Origin of the sequence: Chryseobacterium sp. SIMBA_029 (assembly GCF_046535275.1) — a bacterium.
Taxonomy (GTDB): domain Bacteria; phylum Bacteroidota; class Bacteroidia; order Flavobacteriales; family Weeksellaceae; genus Chryseobacterium.
On record NZ_JAWRXA010000166.1, the window covers coordinates 1 to 303 of the forward strand.

The following is a 303-nucleotide window of genomic DNA, read 5'->3' on the forward strand; positions in this document are numbered from 1 at the left end:
GCGGATGTCCTTGGCCCCTACGATGTGTTCGAAGGTTCCGCTGCACCCAGCCTGCGCGATGGGATGCAGATTCCGGCGAACGATCCGATGATGTATGTCTCTGCGATGGCGCAAGCGACCAAAAACCTTGGATTTGCTGTTACGGCTGCGGTGACATTCGAAAATCCCTACGCCTTGGCCCGAAGGCTCTCCACTCTCGACCACGTCACGGAAGGCCGCATTGGTTGGAACGTGGTGTCCTCCTATCTTAACAGCGCAGCGCTTAACCATGGAATGTCCGCGCAGATGAGCCACGACGAGCGG

1 protein-coding gene is annotated in these 303 nt (G+C 58.1%); it reads left to right on the forward strand.

The window, feature by feature from the left end; genetic code table 11:
- A partial coding sequence (locus tag SB679_RS23660) for an LLM class flavin-dependent oxidoreductase (protein WP_410704707.1) occupies positions 1-303 on the forward strand: 303 nt, incomplete at both ends.